16 protein-coding genes and 1 riboswitch are annotated in these 19,341 nt (G+C 49.7%); of the genes, 7 read left to right on the forward strand and 9 right to left on the reverse strand.

What is annotated here, in order from left to right:
- Positions 1 to 70 precede the first annotated feature (70 nt).
- From LG201_RS09705 to LG201_RS09735, 7 genes are all read left to right on the forward strand, one after another.
- On the forward strand, positions 71 to 601 hold the full coding sequence (locus LG201_RS09705) for a sigma-70 family RNA polymerase sigma factor (protein ID WP_226772003.1): 531 nt from the start codon (positions 71 to 73) through the stop codon (positions 599 to 601).
- On the forward strand, positions 598 to 1,551 hold the full coding sequence (locus LG201_RS09710) for a FecR domain-containing protein (protein ID WP_226772004.1): 954 nt from the start codon (positions 598 to 600) through the stop codon (positions 1,549 to 1,551). Before LG201_RS09705 ends, LG201_RS09710 begins: the two co-directional genes overlap by 4 nt.
- A gap of 94 nt (positions 1,552 to 1,645) precedes the next feature.
- Positions 1,646 to 4,081 (forward strand): TonB-dependent siderophore receptor, encoded by a 2,436-nt coding sequence (locus LG201_RS09715; protein ID WP_226772005.1) that lies wholly within the window; start codon positions 1,646 to 1,648, stop codon positions 4,079 to 4,081.
- A gap of 148 nt (positions 4,082 to 4,229) precedes the next feature.
- On the forward strand, positions 4,230 to 4,742 hold the full coding sequence (locus tag LG201_RS09720) for a sigma-70 family RNA polymerase sigma factor (protein WP_226772006.1): 513 nt from the start codon (positions 4,230 to 4,232) through the stop codon (positions 4,740 to 4,742).
- Complete coding sequence (locus LG201_RS09725) at positions 4,739 to 5,674, forward strand: FecR domain-containing protein (protein WP_226772007.1); 936 nt, start codon at positions 4,739 to 4,741, stop codon at positions 5,672 to 5,674. Before LG201_RS09720 ends, LG201_RS09725 begins: the two co-directional genes overlap by 4 nt.
- Positions 5,675 to 5,781: 107 nt before the next feature.
- Entirely contained in the window at positions 5,782 to 8,208 is a 2,427-nt protein-coding gene (locus LG201_RS09730) for a TonB-dependent siderophore receptor (protein ID WP_226772008.1), read from the forward strand.
- Between the two features lie 203 nt (positions 8,209 to 8,411).
- A complete protein-coding gene (locus LG201_RS09735) occupies positions 8,412 to 9,032 on the forward strand; it encodes a hypothetical protein (RefSeq protein WP_226772009.1) in 621 nt (206 codons plus the stop codon).
- On the opposite strand, the gene LG201_RS09740 is transcribed toward LG201_RS09735, so the two are convergent.
- The 9 genes from LG201_RS09740 to LG201_RS09780 all read right to left on the reverse strand — a co-directional run bounded on the left by LG201_RS09740 (position 9,019) and on the right by LG201_RS09780 (position 19,148).
- Complete coding sequence (locus tag LG201_RS09740) at positions 9,019 to 10,449, reverse strand: PepSY domain-containing protein (protein WP_226772010.1); 1,431 nt, start codon at positions 10,447 to 10,449, stop codon at positions 9,019 to 9,021. The two genes, LG201_RS09735 and LG201_RS09740, sit on opposite strands and share 14 nt — an antisense overlap.
- A gap of 13 nt (positions 10,450 to 10,462) precedes the next feature.
- The gene (locus tag LG201_RS09745) at positions 10,463 to 12,547 is read right to left on the reverse strand and encodes a TonB-dependent receptor (RefSeq protein WP_226772011.1); all 2,085 of its coding nucleotides are present in this window, start codon (positions 12,545 to 12,547) and stop codon (positions 10,463 to 10,465) included.
- Between the two features lie 65 nt (positions 12,548 to 12,612).
- Complete coding sequence (locus LG201_RS09750) at positions 12,613 to 14,703, reverse strand: TonB-dependent receptor (RefSeq protein WP_226772012.1); 2,091 nt, start codon at positions 14,701 to 14,703, stop codon at positions 12,613 to 12,615.
- A gap of 211 nt (positions 14,704 to 14,914) precedes the next feature.
- Positions 14,915 to 15,127: riboswitch (cobalamin riboswitch) on the reverse strand.
- Between the two features lie 25 nt (positions 15,128 to 15,152).
- Positions 15,153 to 15,740, reverse strand: coding sequence for a hypothetical protein (locus tag LG201_RS09755; RefSeq protein ID WP_226772013.1), 588 nt, complete (start codon positions 15,738 to 15,740; stop codon positions 15,153 to 15,155).
- A gap of 2 nt (positions 15,741 to 15,742) precedes the next feature.
- Entirely contained in the window at positions 15,743 to 16,216 is a 474-nt protein-coding gene (locus LG201_RS09760) for a DUF6644 family protein (RefSeq protein ID WP_226772014.1), read from the reverse strand.
- 22 nt (positions 16,217 to 16,238) lie between these two features.
- Positions 16,239 to 16,736, reverse strand: coding sequence for a DUF6644 family protein (locus LG201_RS09765; RefSeq protein WP_226772015.1), 498 nt, complete (start codon positions 16,734 to 16,736; stop codon positions 16,239 to 16,241).
- A 90-nt stretch (positions 16,737 to 16,826) separates the two neighbouring features.
- Positions 16,827 to 17,795: a hypothetical protein gene (locus LG201_RS09770; protein ID WP_226772016.1), complete on the reverse strand. Its 969-nt coding sequence runs from the start codon at positions 17,793 to 17,795 to the stop codon at positions 16,827 to 16,829.
- 42 nt (positions 17,796 to 17,837) lie between these two features.
- Positions 17,838 to 18,638, reverse strand: coding sequence for a hypothetical protein (locus LG201_RS09775; protein WP_226772017.1), 801 nt, complete (start codon positions 18,636 to 18,638; stop codon positions 17,838 to 17,840).
- Between the two features lie 39 nt (positions 18,639 to 18,677).
- Positions 18,678 to 19,148, reverse strand: coding sequence for a DUF6152 family protein (locus LG201_RS09780; RefSeq protein ID WP_226772018.1), 471 nt, complete (start codon positions 19,146 to 19,148; stop codon positions 18,678 to 18,680).
- Positions 19,149 to 19,341: the final 193 nt, after the last annotated feature.

Raw genomic sequence — 19,341 nt, forward strand, 5'->3', positions numbered from 1 at the left:
TTTTGTGGGGTTTGCCATGGCATAGGTGCATCAATTAAAATGAGAATCATTTTTATATATCCTTCATTCAATGGCATCCCAAGACAGTACCTTCGGTCAACAAGCGATTAATACCTTGTATACCACCCACCATGGCTGGTTGCAGGCTTGGTTGCGACGTAAGTTGGGGGATGCTGCGGATGCAGCGGATGTCGCGCAGGATACCTTCATGCGCATTCTCACGGCCCCCGAGCATATTGCCGAAAAGCAGGCAGGTTGGGAGTTGCAGGAGCCCAGGGCTTATCTTACCGTAGTGGCAAAGCGCCTTGTCGCTAACCTTTATCGCAGGCGTGCATTGGAACAGGCCTATCTGGATTCGCTAGCGCTGATGCCGGAGTTGTCCGCCCCCTCTCCTGAACATCAATTCGTGATTCTCGAAACCTTGCAGCAGATCGATATGCTGCTGGATGGTTTGCCAACAAAGGTACGTGCGGCATTTCTCATGGCGCAGCTTGACGGCATGACGTATGCCCAAATCGCCATGCAGTTGGAAATCAGCGAGCGTACGGTAAAACGCTATATGGTGGAGGCCATGGCGCGTTGCATCATGTTGTTGCCATGACAGTACCCATGCAGGAAGAAGTGGCGTTGCAGGCCGCAGAGTGGTTTTTCCGGCTGCAGGAGCCTAATGCAACCGAGGGCGAACGGCAAGCCTGTGGTGCCTGGCGTGAGGCGGATCCTGTGCATGAAGCTGCCTGGCAGCGCGCCTTGGAGGTAAGTGCCAAGCTGGGCGTTCTGCCCGGCGGATTGGCCTATGCCACCTTGAAACGCACGCAGCAGCAAAGCCGTCGTCACGCCATCAAGACGCTGGCTCTGTTGATTTCGACAGGAGTTGTGGGTTGGCAAGGCTGGCGTAGTGAACCAGCACGGTTGTGGCGGGCAGAATATAGCACCAGTACCGGGGAGCATAGGCAGGTACGGCTGGCAGACGGCACCGAGGTGCATCTCAACACGGCGAGCGGCATCAATACCTACCTGGATGCCAACCAGCGTCAGATTTTACTGGAGGCGGGCGAAATCCTGATCCAGACGGCACCCGATGCCAGGCCGATGTTGGTGGAAAGCAGTCATGGCAGGATGCAACCCCTGGGCACGCGTTTTATCGTGCGCCAAGCGGCACACCATACCCAGCTTGCGGTGCTGGAAGGGTCGGTGGAAATTACGACGCTGGCGGGTGAGCGAGGTGTCATTGAAGCTGGTTGGCAAACTAACTTTGGGTCAGCAGGCATTGCTCCTGTAGAACCTGTGACACCGCATGCGGATAGCTGGACCAAAGGAGTGCTTTATGCACGTGAGATGCGCCTGGCCGATTTTGCCGCAGAGCTGGGTCGTTATCGTCATGGCGTGGTGCGTTGTGCACCAGAGGTTTACGAGCTGCGTATCTCCGGGGTATTTCAGATCAATAATACCGATGCCGTGATTGGAAGCCTGCCCATGATGCTACCTGTGCAAGTGAGTTACCTCACACGGTATTGGGTAATGTTCAGTGCGCCGGGTACACCGGCGGCGTAGCGCAAGGAAATTGTCTTTTTATTGTCCCCTTTGCCAGCCTGGCGTGTGAAGTGAGTTGAAAGCGATTCGCATTCAATTTGCTAAAGGGGATTTCATGCAGCAGAAACATTCTTTCCATCATCTGGGCCAGGCTGTGCGCGGTGCACTGCTTTTCATGGCGATCAGCAGTACGACCCTGGTGCATATCGCGCAGGCGGAAGACAACACGACACAAGCCGCACTCAGTTACCAGATCAAGGCTGGGCCACTGGAACAGGCACTAAGCGAGTTTGCCAGTGCAGCAGGGGTGAGCATCACCTTACCTCCCGCGCTGGTGAACGGCAAAACCAGCCAGGGCTTAAATGGGCGCTATGGCATACAGCAAGGTGTCGATACCTTGTTGGCTGGCACTGGTTTACAAGCCGTGGAAAGTAACAAGGGCATTTTTGTGCTGCAAAAAGCCAAGACGCTACTCAATGATAAAAGTGGCGCGGCCTCCACCTTGCCTGAAGTCAGTGTTTCTTCCAGAGCAGAACGTAGTGCCGTAACGGAGGGGACAGGGTCTTATAATGCCAAGGCCGTGGCGATTGGTAAAACGGAGCAAACCTTGCGAGAAATTCCGCAATCGGTATCGGTGATGACACGCCAACAGATGAACGATCAGAATTTTACTACGGTGGCCGAGGCATTGAACCAGATGACTGGGGTGCGGAGTTACGGGTATGAGCGGGATGAAAGTTTTGTGATTCGTGGTTATAACGCCAACACGCAATTCAATGGCGTTCCGCAGCAAGGCAGTTCTGGCCATTATGATCTGGCTCTGTATGATCGCGTCGAAGTATTGCGCGGCCCTTCAGGGTTGCTCACCGGCAGTGGAGAGCCTGGGGGCACGATTAATTATGTACTCAAGCGTCCGCAGGATGCACTGACGATGTCTGCGGTTGCCGGTCTGGGGTCATGGAACCAGCAGCGCGCAGAGTTCGATGTTGGTGGGCCTTTGAATGCTGATGGTAGCTTGCGGGGGCGAACGGTCATGGTCTATCAGGATCAGGACAAGTTTTATGATGTGGGCAGCAACCGAGACAAATTATTATATGGCGTACTGGAGTATGACTTGACGCCTAACACTACCGTCGGCTTATGGGCCAGTTATGCTGATCGCAGTTACAAGACCTTCTGGGGCCTGCCCACTTATACGGATGGAAGCTTGCCCGGTCGTCGTTCCACCTTTGTTGGCATCGACAAAAATGCCGAGGATGAAGGTAAGAACATTTCCCTTGATTTAAAGCACAAATTTGACAGCGGCTGGGTGGCCAAGGGAGTTTACAACTATAAAAATACTGAATACACAGGGTTTGGTGTGTTCTCATTGACCCCAGTCAATATTGCAACTGGCTTGAGTAATACCGTACAGGTCGGCTTTATCGAAACCGAAACCACATGGCGCAGCATGGATTTTAATTTGATCGGGCCTGTGGAATTATTTGGTCGTACGCACACCCTGACCGTGGGATATAACAAGTCTGAGAATGATTATCTCGGTGGTTCAAATTATATGTCTGCCAGTAATCGTGACCCCTTGCGCAATCATCACTGGGATGATGTATTAAATCGCAACATACTGAGTAAAAGTCAAACCTATACTGAGCAATCCGGTATATATGCCTCGGCAAGAATCAAGTTGCTGGACCCTTTGAGTGTGATTCTTGGAGGGCGTTGGTCGGACTACAGTAGTAAGGATCGTACAGGGTGGCCTAGCTCTAGTAAGACTGCATGGGAAAAGAGTGATGCGAATACGAATAATGAATTTACGCCTTACGGAGGCCTGGTCTGGGATATCAACCAGCAATTCACCTGGTACGCCAGTTATGCGGATACTTTTGTGCCACAAACTGAGCGTAATCTGAATGATCGTGTCCTGGACCCCAGAGTGGGTTGGCAGATAGAAACTGGGTTGAAAGGGGAGTTTCTCGATGGTCGGTTAAATACATCGGTCGCCTTGTTCCGCATCCGTGACAAGAACCGCGCCATGCAGGATACCTCCGTCGCAGGCTGCACAACCTCGACGGGTGATTGTTACCGCCAAGCAGGTGAAGTGCAAAGCCAGGGTTTGGAGTTTGAGGTTGCAGGGCAGCCAAGCAGTAATCTCAATCTTTCTGTGGGCTATACCTACAATCATGCGCAATACCTGAGCGATGAATCGGTTTCATCAGGAACCCGCTTTGAAGCGAACCGCATGCCCCGTCATATGCTCAAGTTCTGGTCGCAATATCGATTCGATGGCAGCACTCTCTCTGGTGCATTGCAGGGGCTGAGTGTAGGTGCCGGTGTGCAGGCGCAAAGTGAGATATATACCACGACCGCCCATCAAGGCAGTTATGCCATTACCTCTGCCAAACTAGGCTATGAGATCAATAAACACTGGGATGCATCGCTGACAGTCAATAACCTGTTTGACCGCAAGTATCTGCAATATCCTGGGTCCACCTACTATTTCAACATTTACGGCACCCCACGGAATGCCTTGCTGATGGTGCGCTGGAAGTATTAAACCATGACGCATGGCATTGTGTTGGATGCCTGAAGGTACGTTTAATAAACACCCCATTTGGGGTGTTTTTCTTTTGTTGCCAGGGTTTGCCATGGCATGGGGCAATCAAATAGAATGATAATCATTTTTATATATTGCCAACATCGTCATGAATTTCCAGGAAAGTGTCAGCCAACAAGCGGTCACAGCGCTTTACAGTAGCCATCATGGCTGGCTGCGCGGTTGGTTGCGGCGCAAGCTCGGGTGTAGCGAGCAGGCGGCGGAGCTTGCACATGACACTTTCCTGCGTATTATCGCTGCGCGCAATGTGAGCGATATTCGTGAGCCAAGGGATTATCTAGCCACGATTGCCAAGGGCCTGATGTTTGACCTGTTCCGCAAACAGGCGCTGGAAAGGGCATATCTTGATGTGCTCGCCAGTATTCCCGAGCCCGTCATACATTCCTTGGAGGAGCGCGCCTTGATGTTGGAGGCCTTGTTGCAGATCGACCGCATGTTACATGGGCTCAAGCCCAAGGTGCGGCAAGCATTCCTGCTTTCTCAACTGGAGGCGCTGACTTATGCCGAGATTGCAGTCAAGTTGAAGGTGACCAAACGCACCGTGAGCAATTACATGACGACAGCCCTTGAGCATTGTTACGACCTGATGGAGTCCACATGACTCAGGAATCCAGCATCCGTCGCCAGGCGATAGGCTGGTTTGTGCGTCTGAGTTCTGGGGAGGCGAGCGAAATCGATCATGTGCAATGGCGGCAGTGGTATGAAGCTAATATTCGCCATCAGGAAGCCTGGGCTAGGTTGGAAGGTCTGCAGCATTCTTTGCAGCGTGTGCCAACCAATATCAGCCTGCCAACCTTGCAAGGCGTTTCCCAGAACAGGCGCTCCCTGCTTAAGGGCATTGCGGTGCTGGGCATAGGCTCGACATTCAGTTATGCCATGTATCGTGAAGGGTGGATGGCGGAATATCGTACCGGCACGGGTGAGCAACGCGAAGTCAGGTTAGCGGATGGTTCGGCAGTCGTGCTGAATACAGCAACAGCAATGGATGCGCACTATGATGCCCATAGACGTATGCTGACCTTGCATGAGGGAGAAATTGTGGTTGAGACTGCCAAGGATAAGCATATTGGCAGCCCGCGTCCTTTCAATGTGGTCACTGAACACGGACGTATCCATGCCCTGGGAACACGTTTCCTGGTACACACGCATGGAGATGCAACCCTGGTAGCCGTGCTGGAACATGCCGTGGATATTTATCTGGAGCATGCATTAAGTCCAACCAGGTTAGAGGCGGGGCAACAAACAATCATCAGGCATGGACAGGTGACAGTAATTACCCCTGTAGCGGCCAATATTACTGCCTGGCAGCAAGGCCATATCATTGCAGTGGATTGGCGTCTGGCAGACCTGGTGGCAGAGCTGGCTCGGTATCGTGCCGGATGGTTGCGCTGTGATCCTGCCGTGGCAGAGCTGAAGGTATCTGGTGTATATCCTGTGCATGACACCGACAAGGCACTGCTCGCTATACGCCAATCTTTCCCGGTACACATCGTCAGAACTACGCGTTACTGGGTGAGCATCCAAGCCCTCTAAAATTAAGTGTTTTATTCAACACTCGAGAAATTTTCCACAATCTTTTCATCTTTTGTTTTTTCATCCGGCCCTCTAGATAGAAACCATTATCTATTCAAGGGGAGTCTATGAAATATTCATTCAAGCCAGCGTTGCTCAAGGCTTGGCCGCTGATGCTGGCCATAGCGGGTGTTTTCAATGCGCATAGCGTCCAAGTGGTCGCCGCAGAGTCTGGACAAGTTCAGGCGATAGAGTTCAACATCAATCCAGGTAACCTGACCACAGCGCTGAACCAGTTTGCCGCTGCTGCCGGGGTCACTTTGTCATTTAGTTCGGCCCAGACCCATGGTCTGGCTAGCCAGGGGCTGAAGGGAAGTTATTCGGTTCGGCAAGGTTTTAATGCCTTGCTGGTTGGCTCTGGTTTAGAGGCGGTTGAAGGTGATGGTGGGGTATTTGTGCTGCAAAAAGCCAAGCTCATCATCAATCAACCACATGAAACATCGACGCTGCCGGAAGTCACGGTTAAAAGTCAGCGTGACAGCAAAGAGACGGCTTTTAGCCCGGTCACAGGATATGTTGCCAAGCACAGCGCTACTGCTACCAAGACTGACACGCCGATTATCGAGACGCCGCAATCGATTACCGTGATTGGTCAGCAGGAAATGCAGACGCTGGGCATACAAAGCCTGCAAGATGCGCTGAGCTATGCGGCGGGTGTCAGCCGGGCAGAGGGCTTGGACAGAACCACGGATAGCTTCTTTTTGCGTGGCTTCCGCACCAGTGTCGGCAGTACTTATAGAGATGGTAGCCTGTACACCGTCAACATCTACAACGGACGGCAGGAAACCTATGGCTTGGAGCGCATTGAACTGCTCAAAGGCGCTGCATCCGTGCTCTATGGCAGCGCCGGGCCGGGCGGAATTATTAATACCGTGAGCAAGCGCCCTACGCTGGAGCCTTTGCGCGAGTTGAGTTTCCAGTTGGGAAGTTTTGATCGCAAGCAGGTGGCGGGTGATTTTGGCGGCGCACTGGATAAGGCGGGGGAGTGGTCGTATCGCCTGACCTTCCTCAAACGCGATAGCAATACCTTTGTTGATTATGTGCCTGATGACCGTGTCTATATTGCGCCTGCACTCAAGTGGCAACCAAGTACGGATACTTCGCTGACATTGCTGAGTGAATATCAGGAAGACAAGACGCGCTATGTCTATGGCTTACCTGGCTCCGGCACCGTGTTATCCAACCCCTATGGCAGGATAAAGCGTGATTTCTTCCCTGGTGAGCCAGGCTATGACAAGTTCAACCTCAAGCGTTACTCGATGGGTTATTTGTTTGAGCATGCCTTTAGTGATCAGCTCAAGCTGAGAAACAATGTGCGTTATTACCATGCAGGCAATGAATATAACTCTGCTGATATCTGGCAATTGCAAAACGATCAAAGAACATCGCTGTTCCGCGGCGCCCAGGACCGTGAGGACACATCATCGGCGGTGACTGCGGATACCTCATTACAGTACCAGTTTGCACACGGTAGCGTGCAACACACTGCACTCGTAGGTATTGATAGCGCCACGCTGCGCCATCAGGATAAACGCTATAACCGGGATGGCGTGTCGCTTGATCTTTATGCGCCGGTTTATGGCGGTGCTTTCAGTGATGCAGTCCCTGCTGGCAATTCTTCCGTCACTAAAACCAGGCGCTTGGGTGTCTATGTGCAGGATCAAATGAAGATTGCCGAGAAATGGGTCATCTTGCTGGGCGGGCGCTATGACACCGTGCGGGAAGATGGAAAAGCGTTGTTTACGGGTGAAAAATGGGCAGACGATGAAAAAAGTTATGCCTTCACCGGGCGGGCAGGCCTGGTGTACCTGTCAGACAATGGCCTAGCTCCTTTTGCCAGTTACAGCGAATCGTTTGAACCCACCACTGGGACTGATCGCACTGGCAGCCGTTTCAAGCCTACCGAAGGCAAACAGATAGAGGCGGGTCTGCGCTATCAACCCAGCGGATCGGATACCTTATTGTCAGCCGCGATATATCAACTGACGCGTGAAAACGTCACCGTCACTGATCCTGCTGATACCAACTTTTCTATGCAGACGGGCAAGGCGAGGTCTCGGGGTCTGGAGCTTGAAGCGCGTACCCGTGTTGGCCAGCATGCCAACCTGATTGCAGCTTATGCCTACACCGATGCGCGCACCCTGCAGGCCAGCCCATTGCAGCCAGCGCAAGAGGGGCAAAGACTGGATAGTGTGCCGTTTAACCAGTTCTCTTTATGGGGCGACTACAGCTTAGCGGCGTTCGCATTGCCTGATTTGAAAATAGGAGCTGGTTTACGCTATGTAGACGAAACTCGTGGAATGGGGCAGGGTACCGCTGTCAGTGTGCCATCTTTCACTTTGTTGGATGCCATGGCCAGCTATACAACAGGCGCGTGGAGGTTGGCGTTGAACATTACTAACCTAGCTGACAAGACCTATATTGCCAGTTGCACCTATGGCTGTTTCTATGGCGAACCACGCAAGGCCATTCTGTCAGCAACATATCGTTGGTAATGACCTGGCCTTAACCGCAATCAGAAAAGCACTCTCGGGAGTGCTTTTCTTTTTTTAACCAGAGCATCTCTTGCATATACTGAAAGCGCTTTTGAACAGCATTGGGAATGCCTCGGCTCAGGCTATAATATTGACCAACACACATAGCCTGCACAGACAGACTGGATGCGATTTCTTAATTTTCTCGGGGCAATGCAGGAGACATGATGACGCAAAATAATACAAATAATCAGACTCAAGACCCCGGCAAGAAGCTTGGCATTATTGCCTTGTTGCTCTCCATTTTTGGTGTGCCCCTGATTGGCACAGTGGTCGGTATCTTTGCTTACCTGAAATCACGTGCACAGGGCCATAGCAATCTGTTCGCTATCCTCGCGATCGTCATTAATCTGGTTTATACCATTCTGCTGGTGCTGTTTCTTTCCGGTATTTTTTATGTCTCTAAAACTGCATTAGAGCATCGTCAGCAGGAAGATGCACAGGAGGCGTTAACGCGCCAGGCGCAACGCGCTGAGCGTGCGGCAGGGAATGTGGACACGGACCGCATTGCTGAGGAGTTGCAAGCCAAAATCGAGATGTATCATCAGGAACATGGCCGATATCCTTCTTATGGACAGCTATTGTCTGAACTCGGCCCACTGGCACTTTCCGAGGAGCAGCGAGAGGTGCTGGTGAATACCTCAAAGCCACGTAGTACCCGTGTCGGTTTTCAGGCTTGTGTCGCATCCAATGGGGTAGGGAGCGGTGCCATCGTGACGCCTGGTTCCGGCAATGCGCCCTTGATTGCGGGTTCTTGTAATAACACTGCCGCTATGCGCGAGTAAGTCGCCGCCAGCCCATAACCAAGCCCGCGGCACTGAGGACGGTGCCGCCGATTGAAAACAGGATGACGATCACCCAGCGTGGAAGTTCTGCATTGTCGAAAGGTGCAAAGTCCAGCCGGTGCAAGGCAGCAAACAGCCAGCGATAAGTGCGGCTGTGATTGTTGTGCGAGGCCACAATGCGACTGGTGGCAGGGTCAATGTAATAGCTGGTGTCAGCTACATCATCCAGATCAAGGCGCACTACAGGGGAAAGTGCTTCCAGGCGTTTGCCGTAATAATAGCGATCGCCATGCTCCAGTAGTGTGGCGTGTTTTACTTTGCTGTCGGGCAGCAATTGCGCAGCTTGGGCGCTTAACGCTTCAGTAGTGAAGCCCGGTATCAGTGCTCCAGTATTGGCATCCAATAAGTAGCTGCGCTGTGGCGCCAGCCCCAATAGATAAGGCTTGCCGGCAAAATACTGCCATTCAATTTCACCAAGGGTATTCATATTTGCAAGATGAGCGGGCAATGCAGGGAGGGTCGCCCCATCTGGCTGGGCAGCCCATGCTTGTGATTCGGTAGCGCTGAGTTTCCTGCCAGAGAACAGGTCAAAAGGTTTCACTGATAACCAACCACTGAACAGCCATGTCAGGCACAGCGCGCCAGCTAATAGACCTGACACATGATGCCACTTTGCCCAGCCACGATAGGGGGTAATCCGGCCACCTTTGTAGCGGCGGCGAATACGCATACGATCAATTCCCAGCCAGATGCCGATCAGCCCCATGACGGTGGCAGGCAAAGACAACCACATAATGACCTGGCGCCAGGCTTCAGGGTGATCAAACCGCAGCGGGGTGATGTAAACCCAGTGGATCACAGACCCCAACCAGTTCCAGGCACGCTCGCTACGTGTAGTATCAAGCACGACTTCGCTGGTATGACTGGAGAGATACAATATGTCTCCATTGTCGAATGACACTTGGTAGAGGGGGCGGTGAGGATTGAGGCTGGATGAAATAGACCACAAATCGTGATCCAGTAAGTGAATGGTGCTAATGGATTGTCCGGGTAAAAAGGCGTGGGCTGAGTGTCGAATCAATTCCAGGTTTACAGATAATACCTGGCCGCTATCCGCCCAAATGGAATGCCAGCCGTCTGGCATCATTAGGTGATATACGGGTCGTGCTGACAGCATATTGAGCCTGATTTTGTCAGGTTTTCCACCAAATGTAGCCAATGCCTCGGCCGGATTTACCTTGACTAGCCCAGGATTCACCGACTGCAAATGAGGAATACGTTCTTCCTGCGTCAGCCTGGGATAAGTCACGAACATCATGACCACCCCAGAAATAAACCATAACAGCACCATGAACCCCAACCCTATCCCCAGCCAGCGATGCCATAGATGAAGGTTGCGTATAGAGAAGAGTTTCATGGCACTTTTTCAGTTAATAGCGGAATTCCGCAGTGAGCTCAAACAGCCGGGGACTCCCTATAATTTGTTGCGTGTTATAAGCTGTGGTTGCATAGAATTTATCTGTCATGTTACGTATATTGGCTCGCAAAGACACTTGCTTGTTGATGTTCCAGGCAGCGCTGGCATCATATACGGTATAGCTATCTAGCGTGCCCGTGTTGGCATTGTCGCTATAGCGTTTTCCCACATAACGAGCTCCAATACCCGCCTCCCAGACTGGTGTTTCATAGTATAGCCAGGCATTGGCGACTTTCTCGGGGACGTTGAGCGGGGTATTACCAGCTCGGGATACTCCTGATTGAACTAACTCATCAAAGCGAGCATTTAACAATGTAGCATTGAGGTCAACGCGCCAATGATCTACTGGAAGCAGGGTAGTTGAGAGCTCAATCCCACGTGAAGACTGTCTGCCGCCCTGTATTGATAGTGAGGCATTGTTAGGGTCTTGAGTCAGAATGTTTTCTTTGGTGATATGGAATATCGCTAATGTCATTTCCCCTTTGTTACTGGGTAGCAAGTGTTTGATACCCACTTCTTCCTGGCGCACTTTTGTCAGGTCGTAAGTAGCATTTACCAGATTCAGCCCAATCAAGTTGTTGACAGGGTCTGTGCCACGACTCAGTTGCCCGTATAGGGAGGTAGCGGGAGTGACATCAAACACCACACCAGCCCTCCAGGTGAGAGGTGTAAATTCTTTAGCAGAATTGGTTTGTCCTGGACGAATTTCCCCAGTTTTCTCGGTATCAATATAATCCTTGCGCAAGCCCACCAGTACTTTAAGCGCATTGGTGATATTCAGAGCGTCTTCCATGAAGAATGAGTTTTGCGTGATCTGGGATTCGAAATTTCTCCTTAATGGATCATATCCATAGCCTGGATCAAAACCAGTCAAGCTAACACTTGAATTGGCAGCATTGGAATTTGCATTCCCGTTATTTGTGAAATCAAGATGCATGGAATCCCAGCCAATCAGAAAACGATTCTGGTGCTCTGCAATATTTTCTGTCACAACAAACTCAATACGATTGCCGTATTGCTTGGTGTCATATTTAAAATTGAAAAAGCTTGAGCGATCTACTAAGGATGTAGATGCGTTATAGGTGAATTTTTCAAGATTTCGCCATTCGCGCGATGATTTAAAAAAGTAAGTTTCATTTTTTAATTGCACTGTGGGTGATATCGCCCATTCAACCCGGGCGCGAGCACGTGTATCCGTAAACTGCAATTTATTATTGTCAATGTTGTAGTTTGATTTACGTAAAGAGTGCTGGATTTTTCCATCAATCAAAGGAATGCCGTAATTGACCATGGGAGAGTCAACTGCATGATCTAGCGAAAACCCAATGCGAAGATTGTCAGTCGGCTCAAACAGCAATGAGGTCATCAATTTTTGGCTGTCGTAGTCTCCGCGGCTGATATAGCCATTGCCTCCAAGCGCAGAGGCATCGATACGGAATGCACCAATATGACCAATTGCACCGGTAGCGCCTACTCCTGCACGATATGCCCCATATGATCCCGCACCGATGATTGCCTCAAAAGAAGTTTCACGACTCGCTTGTTTACGCACACTGTTAATGATGCCTCCCGCAGAACCATCACCGAACAATACAGAAGCCGGGCCGCGTAATACCTCAATGCGCTCATAGCCCCATGTATCTGAAGGATAGTTCAGCGTACCTGTTGTTAATAACCGCACGCCATCTTCTGCCTGAGCTACTGAATTGTTGCCTGTAAAGCCACGTGACGAAAAGGCTTGCCCATTGCCAGGGCTACTGATACTGGTCATCCCAGTCGTTCTTGTAACAGCATCCCGAACATAGATATCGCCCCTCTTGTTACTTGTTTCAATATCCAATGTTTCAACGCTGGCCGGTGTTTCCTTGGCAGTGAGTCCAAGCCGGCTACTGGTGGCGTTGACTTTATTAAGCTTTATTCCAGGTTTTTCTGCTTGGCTAGAGACAGTAATTTCTTCTAGTGTGTTTGTGTCTGCCGCATACACAGCTGTTGAGATGGTACTTATTGCTGCAATCTGGATCAGATAATTTGATTTCATGTGTTTCTTTCAGGCAATACAAAGTCTTGGGAAGATGTGATCTTCCCAAGATAAATAGTCATGGCTTAGTAGCGGAACTCGGCAGTGAGCTCAAGCTGGCGTGGAGTACCTATGGTTTGTTGGGTATCACTATAGGCATAAGCAGAATAGAACTTGTCGGTCAGGTTGCGGACATTGGCACGTAGAGAGAGTTGTTTACTGATATGCCATGCTGCGCTGGCATCGTAGACGGTATATCCAGCCATGCTGACCTCATTAGCATTATTGCCATACCGCTTACCAATATAACGTGCACCTATCCCTGCTTCCCACTGAGTTTGCTGATAATAAACCCAGGCATTGGCTACTTTTTCTGGTACGTTTTCTGGTGTGTTGCCAGCGCGTGAGATGCCAGAGTTTCCTTCACTTAGCTCATCAAAACGGGCATTAAGGAGCGTGGCATTAAAATCTAATCGCCAATGATCTACAGGGTATAACGTCGTGGCAAACTCGATCCCACGTGACGATTGTGAGCCACCTTGGATGGAGTTGAGTGGCCTCGATGGGTCGCGTGTAATGATGTCATCCTTGGCGATATGATAAGCAGCCAATGTCCATTCCGCCTTGTGGTTTCCTAGGGATTGCTTGATGCCAATTTCTGCTTGGCGTGAACGGGTGAGGTCATATGTACTGTTAACCAGGCTCAGGCCAAGAAGGTTGGCAATTGGATCTGTACCGCGACTAGATTGCCCGTAAAGAACAGTGTCCGGAGTCAGGTTAAATACGGCTCCCACTCTCCATGTCAGCGGGGTGAACTCTTGTACTGAACTTGGACGGTCGGCTCTTAAGCTTTTATTCTCCGTATCAATATAGTCCTTGCGTAGACCGATGATGAGTTTTAAATCCTGGGTGGCATTCCATGCATTTTCTAGGTAAAACGCGTTTTGGGTGATTTGAGCGTCGTAGTTGCGTTGCAACGGATCAAAACCTGTACCAGGATCAAAGTTGGCTAAAGGCAGGCTGGAGTCAACCGCACTAAAATTGCGACTTCCACTATGACGGAAATCCGTATGGGTTGAATCCCAGCCAATCAAGAAGCGATTTTGGTGGCCAAAGATATCTTCAGAAAGAATGAAATCTACACGGTTGCCATATTGCTTCATGTCATGTCTGAGATTGAGATAATCCGTACGATCTACTAGCCGAGTCGTTTCGTTATAGTCATAGACCTCTAGATTGCGCCACTCACGATAAGATTTGAAAAAATAAGATTCATTTCGGATTTGGGCCGTGGGAGAGATATCCCATTCCACCTTTGCCCGAGCACGGGTATCGGTGAATTCCATTTTGTTGTTATCAATGTTGTAATTGGCTTTGCGTAGATAATGGCGAATCTTTCCATCTACCAAGGGGGATCCGTAATTGGCTGTCGGTGATTCGTTGGCATGGTCTAAGGTAAACCCTATGCGGAGATGATCCGTTGGTGTAAAGAGCAGTGAGGTCATGATTTTCTGACTATCGTAATCTCCTCTGTCTATAAATCCATTGCCACCGAGTGCTGACGCATCAATACGGAATGCACCGATCTCACCGATTGCACCTGTTCCACCGACGCCGGCACGGTATGCTCCGCGTGTTCCAGCACCTAGTAAAGCTTCAAAAGATGATTCTCTATTCGCTTGCTTGCGAATGCTATTAATAATGCCGCCTGCAGCGCCATCACCGAATAATACGGAGGCAGGGCCACGCAATACCTCTATGCGCTCATAGCCCCAGGCATCTGACGGATAAGTTTGTGTGCTAGCTCCAGTGGCTAACCTGATGCCATCTTCTGCCTGCGCTACTGCATTATTGCCGGTAAAGCCACGAGATGAAAATGCCTGACCACTGCCAGGATTGCTGATATCAGTAATGCCAGTGGTACGCGTCGCAGCTTCGCGAATCGAAATATCCCCACGCTGTCTGATCGTTTGTGCATCCAATATCTCAACACTAGCTGGCGTTTCCTGAGCTGTTAACCCCAAGCGGCTCGCAGTGGAGTTTTTCTTTTTAAGGTTTAATCCCGGTTTTTCCTGAGCGGCTTGAACCTGAACCTCTTCCAATGTGGCATCTTCCGCCAGCGCCCCGCTGGAGAAAATGGCCAGCATGGAAGTCGCTAGTACATAATTTATTTTCATTAGAGTGCTCCCAAATAGTCGTTCAATTCACAATGACTGGATGTCATGTGGATGACGCTATGATGTTGGAAGGCAGGGAGGGAGATTCATGCTGAAATTGCATCGTGCAATTTGTTCTGGGCAGAAAATGACTTCTTGCCCAACGTCTGCAATGAATAGTGAAGAAAGCGATGAGAACTCGCCGATTTCAGGACACCCCGTCCTTGTTCGAACAACACAGCAACTTACGGCAGGTCTCCTGACTTTCGGGTCATCATCTTGTTTGCGCCTTCCCGAATTAAAAATTCAGTGGCTAATGAATGCAAACAGACTCGCCGATTACAGTTGCGGGGGCAGTTCCGGATTAGGATTGTGATGTCTTCACCGGATTCCCTATTATTTTTCCGGTTGAAAACCGGGAAAAACCGTAAGATAAAAAATGGTAATTTTTATTCGTAATTAAATCAATATCAACTCCCTGATAAAGGTGGAAAAGTAGGTGTTTTTTCATCGGGGTACCAGAACTTTGCATGGCAAGCTTCACACGCTTGCTGTATGTGCTCTCCTGCTCGCATGAGTTCCTCGGGATTTTTCTGGTCGATTGCAGTGATGGCTTCATACGCAGTGGTATGCAATAAACGCGCATTTTCTATAAAAGCCTGGCGATTTTGAGCAATCACTTGTTCTATATGTTCTGCTCCCAACTCAACAGGGTGAGATGAGGTTTCTGCGCCTGCATGTGCGACCTTTCGGCCTGTGATTAATAGCAGATTACTTGCCTCCGCCAAATTGAGCGCATGTTGGCGCACTGTGCTCCACTCCTCATCAGTCTGAGGACTGTGATCTTCCACGCCTGCACTAGTAATTACGGTAGATACGGAGTTCCATACATAATCCGCATTCGGATCTATGATAGAGGTCATGATTTCCTGCAGCGAGGCTTTAGGATTGAAAATCGAGTCTTCATTATGCTCGGCTGGTTTTTTGCAAGCAGCTAATGAAACGATCAAACTCAGGACGAGACCATTCAATAGAGCAGACTGAAACGGTTTTTTCATGATTAAACAAAACCTATAAACCGGCCGGCAAATGCCACACCAAACCACAACACTAAAGTAATAACGGCAGTGATCCTGGCAAGCCATGGATTTGGTTTTTCAAGTTTAGTGATCACGCGATACAGAGTGAGCTGGATGAATAGCGCAGCAGCTATCAAATAAATCTTGATCCAGAAGACGGGATTATCGTGATAGTGCAACGCGGCAGGGATGAAGATTAGCAGACCCGAAAATGCGAGTAGTGCAAATCCCAGCCAGATCAGTTTTTCACTTTCTTTAGCTAATTTGGGAAGTGCTTGTTGGTAAAGGCCAAAACCAAACAGTCGTAAGCTGATGAGTACGATAGGGGCGAGCACCAAGATAATGCCGACAATATGGATAATTTGGGCAATGGCCCACAGCATGCGGTCTTGCCTGCCGATAAAAATGCCCAGACCACTGTTCTGGATAGTGCTGAAGAGTTCTAAACTTGTCATGATGAGTGCCTGTCGGGAGGTGTCAGTTGTAGCTCAGGTAAGGAATGAGGCGGCCAGTGATCACTACCAAGCTCCACAGGCCTAGCGATGCCCATGCCGCAAACTTGACTCCAACTGGCAGCACCGGGGCATGGCCCCAGTGCGCTACTTTTCGTCCCCACTTCAGCTCAAACCACGCAGCATTAAGGCCTGCCAGCAAGATAAAGAATAATTTCCATAGAAAGACGGGTAGCTCAATCATCTTGGTGGCTTCGGAGACAAACAGTAATGCTCCGGTTGCCATGGTGATCGCAAAGCCGCCCAGCAACCACGGACGCAATTGCTGCAGTATCTGGGGAATAGGAACATGCCGGAACACGACGCCGACAATACGCAGATCGATAAAAAATAATAACCCGACAGAAAGGGCTAAACCAATCAGGTGCATACCTTCCACAATAGGGAAAGCAAATAGTGATTCACGCAGGGAAGTCCCGATTTCGGAATCGTAGAGCAGTTCTGCAAATGTTAATACGGACATTGTCGCCTTTGAAACTCACTAACTGCGCTATCCGGGTGGATTGGCGCAGCGGTTGAACAAGCGCTTCATGGGTGTATGTAGCGCAATGGATTACTGTGTAGAGGCTCCCATGCCAAATGCCGCGTTGTTCTCTGCGCAAATGCGTTCTTCACTTTCCAGAATGACTTGCTTGCCTGCATGTTTAGCCTGGCCTACTTCAAAATGCCAGCCATTAGGCTGATCTTTCTCTGTCCATCTACGAGCAGGAATAGTGACCGTAAAGGGGCGCGTATATACCGTAGGATCAGTTAATACGGCTTCATAGTTATATCGTTTTCCATCCGGACTAAAGATGAAGCGTTCCTGGATATGCCCGTTTTCGCTGATGAATTCCCCAGTACGCCCAAACAAGGCTTTACCGTTATGATTGCCCACGTCAACGACGAGTGTATTGCCTTCCCAGTGCCCACGTGAATCACCGTTCCATAATTTGATGTTGTCTGGCAGGTGTGGTTTTTTGTCTAGGTGAATCAGGCGTGTACCTGAGTTAAAGTAAAACAATACGTAATTAGGATATTGGCGAATTTCATAACCATGCCAATAAAATGATTTGGGAATACCCCCTGGCGCGCATCTGGCAAGAGGTTCTACCCATTGTTGTTCAACTGGATCGTGGAAATGCGCTTGGAATTCCTTTACCTTTTCCAAGGCCCAGGTCTGGAAAGGTACCTCGCCGTTAGCAGGGTCGCTGACGCGGCTTGGTGCACGCTGCTCACGTTTGGTTTTGGGAGCTCTGCCTGAACCAGGAATACCACCCTGGGGGTCGGTAAAATTGTTATGGTTAGCAATGGTATTAGACCAGAACCCTTGTACATCTGGCTGGCCGTCAGCCAGGAATGCTCCACTCCATTTCCCGGAAGCAATTTTGGGAAAACTGGATTCCTGGTCGATACCACCATTGGTTTGCGGTGGTGGCGCTGATGCTTTCTTTTCTTCGGCCATGCTGGACAATGCCAGAAGAGATAGGCCGCCGAGGAGAATATACACAGCAGATTTTAGACTGAGTTTCAGTTGATTCATTGTGTGGTACCTGTTGTCCGTTTTAGTACTGGTCGTCTTGGTTTATTTGCTGTCTGGTTTGGGCGGATAGTACTGGTCATAATCCAGAGTGAAGCGATAATCCTCAATCAGCTGAAAGTTCTTTTCGCGATGACGATGCAGGATGACACTAATATCAAAGGGACGACTGAATACCTGGGGGTCTTCTAGCGTCGCTTTGTATTCAATGGTGTTTTTATCGAGAAACTTCCAGCGCTCAACCACGTGTAAGGCATCACTATGAAAATTACCTGCCCCATCCAGCCAGGTTTTATCATTGAAATGCCGCACATCGACTACCAATGTATCGCCTTCCCAATGGCCACGTGAATCGCCGAGCCACCAATCGTTGGGATCTTCAGGATGTTGAGTACCGTTGGTATGTATGGTGCGTACCGAATGGCCAAATTGAAACAGAACGGTTAAATCTTGAGCGCGCTGTAGTAGCTGGAATGGTTCTGGATAATAGATGCCACGTGGCGTCCCTAAAGTCCAACCTTTGGTGGCTGGATCAGCGCTGGCTCGGTTTTCAAAATTCTTTTTCTTTTGTTCAAGTGCTTTGGGCAGGTAAGGAATAACGTTACCTTCAACAATGCCAGGGCCAGGAGGAGCATCCTTCCTATTGGAGTGGGGCTCCAGATCATAGTTTGCGGCACTGGTGGTTTGCCAGATACCAGAGAAGTCAGGCTTTCCCTTGATGCGGGGAATATCATCTTTTGCTGTGGCATTAAAAGCAATTAACGCCATGGAGACAAAAGCCGTCAATGCAAACCACTGTCTGACACGGCTTGTTGGGTGAATACGATCTACTGAAAAAACGATCAAGAAATTTCTCCTGTTGCTATATATAAATGAGGTAGCGTGTTATTGAGAAACTTCTTTTGCTGTTGGAGCATCTTGTGCGCCACCTGTTTCAAATGAACGGCCATCAGCTAAAGTGGTAATCACTGCATACCCAAAAGATTTACCGCTTTTTGCGCGATACCCCTTAATGGTGACCTCAGTACCTATCGGTAAGGTAGATTTGGCGAGACCTTTTTGTTTCAGGCTGAATGGAGTGCCAAATTCAAAGCCCCAGTTTGTGACATCACCTGCAGCACTTTGTACTTCTACGTAAATCCAGCTGTGCGGATTTACCAGTTCAAGTTTTGTGACCTTGCCTTTAATCTGGATAGGCTGGTTGCTATCGAATTCAGCTGAAAAAGCATGGTGTGCATTGGCTGGAGTAGAAGCAAAAACTGCAGCAATCAGCGTCAGGACGGCAGTTCCTAAGAGTTTCGAATTCAATATTGGCACTGCTAACTCCTTAATAAAGCTAAATGATTGATCGAGCATCGCTTTCGCCTAAGCATCAATAGGTCTAAAAGGATTGCTCCAAACGTTGAGCTACAAGTTAGCATCTATCATGCCAAACACTTATATAGGTGCATTGAGATGAGGAGGAGATGTAAGTGTTTGAAAAATATGCTGTTTGCGCATCATATTTTTAACACAGAACTGCGATAGAGGCAGTGGAGCTGTTTGGAAT

This window comes from Methylobacillus gramineus (assembly GCF_020532675.1).
In the GTDB taxonomy this organism is placed as follows: Bacteria; Pseudomonadota; Gammaproteobacteria; order Burkholderiales; family Methylophilaceae; genus Methylobacillus; species Methylobacillus gramineus.